This window comes from Kitasatospora sp. NPDC001603 (assembly GCF_040298365.1).
Classification (GTDB): domain Bacteria; phylum Actinomycetota; class Actinomycetes; order Streptomycetales; family Streptomycetaceae; genus Kitasatospora.
Genome location: NZ_JBEPAA010000088.1, coordinates 22,688 through 30,248 on the forward strand (window position 1 = coordinate 22,688; position 7,561 = coordinate 30,248).

Below are 7,561 nucleotides of genomic sequence, written 5' to 3' on the forward strand. Positions count from 1 at the left end.
TCCCCGGAACGGGCGCGACATGACACTCCTTCGGCCTGCCAACTACGGTGGGCGCATGACAACCGGCACAGCCCCGCGGCGGCTGCTCACCCTCGCGCTCCGCCGCGCGCCGTGGTCGGTGCGGGTCTGGCGGGACATCGTGTTCCTCTGCCTGGGCGTCCCGCTCCAGCTGGCCTCCTTCTCCCTGGTGGCGGTGCCCTGGCTGCTGTTCGTCGAACCCGCCGACGACTGGCTCTACTGGCCGCTGGAGACCACCCAGCTGATGCTGACCGTGGTCGGACCGCTCGCCTTCCTGCTGCTCTCGGTCACCGCCCTGAACGAGGCGCAGCACCGCCGGTTCCGCTACCTGCTCGGCGAGTCGATCCCGCGTGCCGCCCACAGCACGATCCGGCTCAGCTGGCGCGGACTCGCCACCTCGGTCCGCTCGCAGGCCGCCTGGCGCCAGCTCGGCTACCACGTCCTGGTCGGGCCGGTGCTCGGGCTCGCCGGGCTCGCCGTGCTGGCCGGCTGGCTCTACGCCATCGCCCTGGCCGGCGCCTACGGCTGGATCTGGGCCCTGCCCGAGCAGGTCCGCCAGCGCGCCGCCGTGTTCACCGCCGGCGGCCTGCTGCTCGTCCTCGTGATGCCCTGGGTGACGGCGCTGGTGGTCGGCGCGGACGGCTACCTGGCCCGCCGGCTGCTCGGGCCCAGCCGGGCCGAGCGGCTCGCCGAACGCGTCGACGACCTGACCGAGGGCCGGAACGGCCTGGTGGCCGCCGCCGACGCCGAACGGCGCCGGATCGAGCGCGACCTGCACGACGGCACCCAGCAGCGCCTGGTCGCCCTGGCGATGACCCTCGGCCTGGCCCGGGCCACCCTGACCGACGCCGGGCCGAACGCGAAGGGCGTCATCGACAAGGCGCACCGGGAGGCGCTGGAGGCCATCGCCGAGCTGAAGCACCTCGTCCGCGGCCTGCACCCGGCGGTCCTCGACGACCGCGGCCTGGACGCCGCGCTGTCCGGGGTCGCCGCCCGCGCCCCGCTGCCCGTCGACCTGGCGGTCACGGTGGACCGCCGCCCCGCGACGGCCATCGAGTCCGTCGCCTACTTCGTCGTCGCCGAGGCGCTCAACAACGTCGCCAAGCACGCCCGCGCCGAGCGCGCCGCCGTGCGGGTGGACCGCGTCGCCGACCTGCTGCGCGTCGTCGTCACCGACGACGGTGTCGGCGGCGCCGACCAGAGCCGGGGCACCGGCATCGCCGGCCTCAGCCGTCGCGCCCGCTCGGTGGACGGCACCTTCCGGATATCCAGCCCCGTCGGGGGCCCGACCACCATCACCGTGGAGCTGCCGTGCGCGTCGTGATCGCCGAGGACTCCGTCCTCCTGCGAGTCGGCCTGACCAACGTCCTGGAGACGATGGGCTTCGAGGTCGCCGCCGCCGTCGGCGACGCGGAGGAGGTGCTCCTCGCCGTCGAGAAGCACCGGCCGGACGTCGCCATCCTCGACGTCCGGATGCCGCCCTCGCACACCGACGAGGGCGTGCGGGCCGCGCTGGTGATCCGCCGTCGCTGGCCGGAGACCGCCCTGCTGCTGCTCTCCCAGTACGTCGAGGAGCGCTACGCGGCCGACCTGGTCGCCACCAATCCCAGCGGCATCGGCTACCTCCTGAAGGAACGCGTCGCGCACGTCGAGGAGTTCGTGGACGCGCTGCGCAAGGTCGCCGCCGGCGGCACCGCGCTCGACCCCGAGGTCGTCTCGCAGCTGCTGCTGCGCCGGCAGAGCGGCCCGCTCGACCGGCTGACCGAGCGGGAGCGGGAGGTGCTCGCGCTGATGGCCGAGGGCCAGTCGAACTCCTCCATCGCCGCCGCGCTGGTGATCAGCGACAGCGCCGTCGGCAAGCACATCAACAGCATCCTCACCAAGCTCGACCTGCCCCGCGAGGACGCCGGCGGCCACCGCCGGGTCCGCGCCGTGCTGCGCTTCCTGGAAGGGCGCTGACCGGCTGGGTCCCCGAGCCCGGTCGGGCCCGGTCGGCGCTGTCCGGCCCGGGTCCGGTCGGGCCGCGCGGTCCGGCCCGCCCGGGCCCGTTCCGCCCCGAGGGCCCCCGCGGTCGGTACGACCGCGGGGGCCCTCGGGCGTTCCGCCGCTAGTGGACGGTGCCGACGCCGGCCACCACCCGCTGGGCGCGGGTCCGCAGCTCGTCGAGCACGTCCTCGGAGTCCGGCGCGGACCCGCCGGACACCAGGGCCGTCACCGCGTGGCTGTCGAAGCCCGCCGCCAGCAGCAGCCGCCAGTCCTCCGGCGTGGCCTGCACGTGGGTGACGCGCTGCGCGTCCACCAGGGCGACCAGCGCCGCCGGGTCCGCGGCCTCGGCCTCGGACGCCAGCACCACCCGGGCGCCGCCGGTGAGCGGCAGGTGCAGCTCCGCCGCCGCCCGCAGGCCGGCCCCCGGAGCGGCCGCCAGCCAGGCGCCGCGCCGGATCCCGCCCAGTTCGGCCCGGACCTTCTCCAGCAGCCGGCCCAGCTCACGGTGGTCGACCAGCACGCCGTCCAGCAGGCAGGCCGCCCCCTCCGGCGAGGCCGCGAGCGGCAGCGCCCCGGCCGGCCGGGCGGCGAGCGGCGCCGCCTCGTCGTCCAGCCGCAGCACCCCGCCGGTGAAGCCCCCGGCCACCGCCCGATCGGTGATCAGGAAGGTGACCCGCGGGTCGACCTGCTCCGCCGCGGCGGCCGGGTCGATCAGCTGGTACGCGGCGCCGGCGCGCCAGACGCCCTGGAGCACCGGGACCAGCTCGGCCCGGCGGGCCAGCGCCACCCCGACCACCGCACCCGGGCCGACCGCGAGCGCGGTCAGGTGGTGCGCGATCCGGTCGGCGTACTCGTCCACCTCGCGGTAGCTCAGCGTGCGCCCGGACGCGACCACGGCGACCGCCTTCGGTGTGCGGGCCGCCTGCTCGGCGATCAGCCCGACCGGCAACGGCTGCTCCAGCTCGGCCGCGGGCGCGCCCGCCGACGCCGTGGGGACCGGCAGGTAGCCGGCGGTCGCGTCCCCGTCCGGGTCGGCGGCCATCGCCTCCAGCACCAGCCGGTACATCGCGACGAGCTGCGCCAGCTGCGCCCGGCCGAGCGCGCCGGCCCCGGTGCTGAGCCCGATCCGGCCGCCGGTGGCGATCACGGTCAGGGCGAACTCGTTGGAGCCGTCGTTCATCGAGGCCCGGACGTCCACCGCGCCGCGGTCGACCTGGTGGAAGTCGAGGAACTCGAACATCACGCTCAGCGCCGCCCGGCCGGGGCCGGCCGCCCGCTGGATGGCGGGCAGCGGGTAGCGGCGGTGCGACCAGAGCTCGGTCTCGGTGCCGAAGACCCGCGCCACCAGCTCGCGCCAGGTCTTCGCGCCCCGGGCGGCCGGGAAGGGCAGGGTGTTGAGGTGCATGCCGAGCACCCGCTCCGCGCCCGGCGCCTCCAGGCGGCCGTGGTAGACCACGCCCGTGTGGAAGGCCGGGGCCGTGCTCAGCGAGCCCATCACCGTGAGGTGCGCGGCGAGCAGCACCGTCTTGAGCGAGGTGTTCGCGCCGACGGCGAGCGCCCGCAGCCGCTCCTCCAGGTCCGCGTACTCGACGTTCAGCAGCAGCGACCCGGCGCTCCGGTCCCGCCAGGTGGCGGGCAGCTCCAGCGGGCTGTGCCGGTCGACCACGTCCTGCCAGAAGGCCTGGTCGGCCGGGTCGGACAGGGCGGTCAGCTCGGCGGCGACGTAGTCCGCGTACCGGACCGCGGGGGCCTGGTAGGCGGCCGGCGTCCCGCCGTCGCGCAGCGTCCGGTAGGTGTCGAGCAGCTCCATCAGCAGCGAGTTGAGCGTCCAGCCGTCGGTGACGGCGTGGATGTGGCTCGCGGTGACCCGCCAGGCCTCGTCCGACTCGACGTGCACGGCGATCCGCAGCAGCGGCGCGGCCGTCAGCTCGAACCCGCGGGCCCGCTCCTCGGCCACGTAGTCGCGCGCCCGCTCGGCCCGCTCGTCCTCGGTCAGGCCGCGCAGGTCGTGCACGGTGACGGGGACCTCGGCGGTGGCGTGCACCAGCTGGAGCGGCCGGCCGAACCCGGTCAGGTGCACCGAGGTGCGTAGCAGCTCGTGGCGGTCCGCCAGCAGTGCCAGGGCCCGCCGCAGCGCCGCTTCGGCGAACGGCCGGGTGTCCGGGATCCGGAAGGAGTTGATGTGGTGGTAGGCCGTGCCGCCCTCGCCCGCCATCAGCTCGACGAGCATGCCGGTCTGGATCTGGGAGAGCGGGTAGGCGTCGACGACGTCGGCGGGCAGGGCCGCCCGGTCCTCCTCGTCGACCAGCGCGAACGGCTCGACGGCGGTGATCAGCGAGCGGCCGTCGCCGCCGGGCAGGGCCGCGGCCAGGGCGGCGACGGTCCGGCGCTCGAACACGTCGCGGATGGTCAGGTCGTGGCCGGCCTCGCGCAGCGCGCCGACCAGGCGGACGGCCCGGATCGAGTCGCCGCCGAGGTCGAAGAAGCTGTCCTCCACACCGACCTGCGCCAGGCCCAGCACCTCGGCCCAGACCGCCGCCAGGGCGGCCTCCAGCTCGGTGCGCGGTGCGAGGTGGTGCTCGCCCACGACGCTCACCGCCTGCTCCGGTGCGGGCAGCGCCCGGCGGTTCACCTTGCCGTTGGTGGTCAGCGGGATCCCCGCCACGGTGACGAACGCCGCCGGCACCATGTAGCCGGGCAGCGCCGCCGCCAGGTCCGACCGCACCGCCGCGAGGTCCGGGGCGGCGGAGCCGGCCGGCACCAGGTAGGCGACCAGCGACTTCTCGCCGGCCTCGTTCCGGTGCACGATCACGGTCGCCTCGTCCACCAGCGGGTGCTCGCGCAACCGGGCCTCGATCTCGCCCAGCTCGATCCGGAAGCCGCGGACCTTCACCTGGCCGTCGATCCGGCCCAGCGACTCGTAGCGGCCGTCGGGCAGGCGCCGGGCGAGGTCGCCGGTGCGGTACAGGCGGGAGCCGGCCGGGCCGTACGGGTCCGGCACGAACCGCTCGGCGGTCAGCCCGGGGCGGTTCAGGTAGCCGCGGGCCACGCCCGGGCCGCCCACGTGGATCTCGCCCGGCACGCCGTCCGGCACCGGGTGCCCGTTGGCGTCCAGCAGGTGGATCACGGTGTCGGCGACCGGCAGGCCGATCGGGGACGCCGCCCGGGGCAGGTCCGACTCCGTCACCCGGTGGTAGATCGAGTGCACGGTGGTCTCGGTCGGCCCGTAGATGTTGATCAGGGCCGTCCGCACGCCGAACTTCGCCGTCCACGGCGCCAGTTGCGACATGTCCAGGCGCTCACCGCCGAACACGACCGCACGCAGCCCCAGCCGGTCGACGCGCGGGTCGCCCTCCTGCACCAGTCCGGTCAGCGAGCGGAACGCGGAGGGGGTCTGGCAGAGCACGGTGACCCGCTCGGCCACCAGCAGCTCGACCAGCTCCTGCGGCGACCGGGCGACCATCGCGGGGACGACCACCAGGCGGCCGCCGTGCAGCAGCGGGGCCCAGATCTCCTTGACCGAGAAGTCGAAGGCGTAGGAGTGGAACAGCGCCCACACGTCGTCCGCGGCGAACGGGAAGTCCGCACGGGTCGCGCCGAACAGGCGCGGCACGTTGGCGTGCGCGGTGCCGACGCCCTTCGGCAGGCCGGTCGAACCGGAGGTGTAGATGACGTACGCCAGGTTGTCCGGGCGCACCCCGGTGGCCGGGGCGGTGGCCGGGCGGGCGTCGATCGCGGCCCGGTCGGCGTCCATCAGCACCCGGGCGCCCGCGAACTCGATCGGCTCCAGGGCGGAATGGGTCACCAGGATCGGCGCCTCGGCGTCGGCCAGCATGTAGGCGAGGCGGTCGGCCGGGTTGGCCGGGTCCAGCGGCAGGTAGGCGGCGCCGGACTTCAGGATGCCCAGCAGGGCGGGGACGAGGTCCGGGCCGCGCTCCAGCGACAGGCCGACGACCCGCTCCGGCCCGGCGCCCAGGGCGACCAGGTGGTGGGCGATGCGGTTGGCCCGCTCGTCCAGCTCGGCGTAGGTGAGGCTCTGATCGCCACTGGTCAGCGCGACGGCGTCCGGGGTGCGGGCGGCCTGGGCGGCGAACAGCTCGTGCAGGCAGCCGGCGGCCTGCTGCTCGACCGGTGCCCGGAGCACCGGGACGAGCCGGCGGTCGGCCTCGGCCAGCGGGACCGGCAGGGCGTCACCGTCGACGTCGGCGGCCATCGCCTCCAGCACCGACCGGTACATCGCGCCCAGCCGCTCCAGGTTCTCCCGGCTCATCGTCGAGACCGCGGCCCCGAGGCTGAGCCGGCCGACCCCGGCGATCGCCATCAGGCCGAACTCGTTGCGGCCGTCGTTCAGACCACCACCGGTGTCCACCGTGCCGGTGTCGACCTGGTGGAAGTCCTGGTGGTCGAAGAGCACGGTGAGCAGGTCGCGGGTGTTCCCGGCGGCGCGCTGGACGGCGGGCAGCGGGTAGCGGCGGTGGGACCAGATCTCGGTCTCCGTCGCGTAGGTCCGCTCGACCAGTTCGCGCCAGGTCTTCGCGCCCCGAGTGGTCGGGAAGGGCAGGGTGTTGAGGTGCATGCCGAGTACCCGGTCGGCGCCCGGTGCCTCCAGGCGGCCGTGGTAGACGACGCCGGTGTGGAAGGCGTCCTCGGCCGTCAGGCTGCCCATCACCTTGAGGTGGGCGGCCAGCATGACGCTCTTGAGCGAGGTCTTCGCCTCGGCCGCCAGCCTGAGCAGGCCCTCCTCCAGGTCGGCGAACGGCACGCCGATCGAGTGGCGCTGCTCCGAGTCCTCGGCGCCGGCCCAGGTGGCCGGGATCCGCAGCGGGGTGTACCCGTCCACGACGTCCTGCCAGAAGGCCTGCTCCTCGGTGCTCGCCAGGGCGGCCTCCTCGGCGGCGACGTAGTCGGCGTAGCGGACCGCCGGGGCCACGTGGGCGGCCGGCTCGCGGCCGTCCCGCAGCGCCTGGTAGCAGCCGACCAGCTCCATCAGGAAGGAGTTGATCGTCCATCCGTCGGTCACCGCGTGCAGGTGGCTGACCGTCAGGCGCCAGGCCTCGGCCGACTCGATGTGGACCGCCAGGTGCAGCAGCGGGCCGTTCACCAGGTCGAACCCGGCCGTCCGGGCCGCGGCGACGAACGCGCGGCCGTGGGCTTCCTGCTCGGCCTCGGTCAGGCCGCGCAGGTCCTCGACGACGAACGGGATCTCGACGTCGGCGTGGACGAGCTGGAGCGGCCGGCTGTAGCCGGTCAGGTCGACCGAGGTCCGAAGGATCTCGTGGCGGGCGGTGACCAGGCCGATGGCCTCGCTCATCGCTGCGGCGTCGAAGGCCTTCGCGTCCGGCAGACGGAAGGAGTTGATGTTGTGGTAGCTGTTTCCGCCGTCCGCCGTGAGCATCTCGACGAGCATGCCGGTCTGGATCTGGGAGAGCGGGTAGGCGTCCACGACGTCGGCCGGAAGGGCCGCGCGGTCGTCCTCGCCGATGAGGGCGAAGGGCTGGACGGCGGTGATGAGGGATTCGCCGGTGCCGTTGCCGGGGAGGGCGGCGGCCATGGCGGT

Annotated in this window: 3 protein-coding genes; 2 read left to right on the forward strand and 1 reads right to left on the reverse strand. The window is 75.1% G+C overall.

Annotated features, from left to right (window positions below; all coding sequences use genetic code 11):
• The first annotated feature begins 55 nt into the window (after positions 1-55).
• Both ABT263_RS33800 and ABT263_RS33805 read left to right on the forward strand, forming a co-directional pair.
• Positions 56-1,342, forward strand: a complete 1,287-nt coding sequence (locus ABT263_RS33800) for a sensor histidine kinase (protein WP_352296464.1) — start codon at positions 56-58, stop codon at positions 1,340-1,342.
• Complete coding sequence (locus ABT263_RS33805) at positions 1,330-1,977, forward strand: response regulator (RefSeq protein ID WP_352296467.1); 648 nt, start codon at positions 1,330-1,332, stop codon at positions 1,975-1,977. Before ABT263_RS33800 ends, ABT263_RS33805 begins: the two co-directional genes overlap by 13 nt.
• A gap of 148 nt (positions 1,978-2,125) precedes the next feature.
• Here the strand turns inward: ABT263_RS33805 and ABT263_RS33810 are convergent.
• Positions 2,126-7,561 (reverse strand): non-ribosomal peptide synthetase (locus ABT263_RS33810; RefSeq protein ID WP_352296470.1); only part of this gene is annotated, 5,436 nt, incomplete at its 5' end.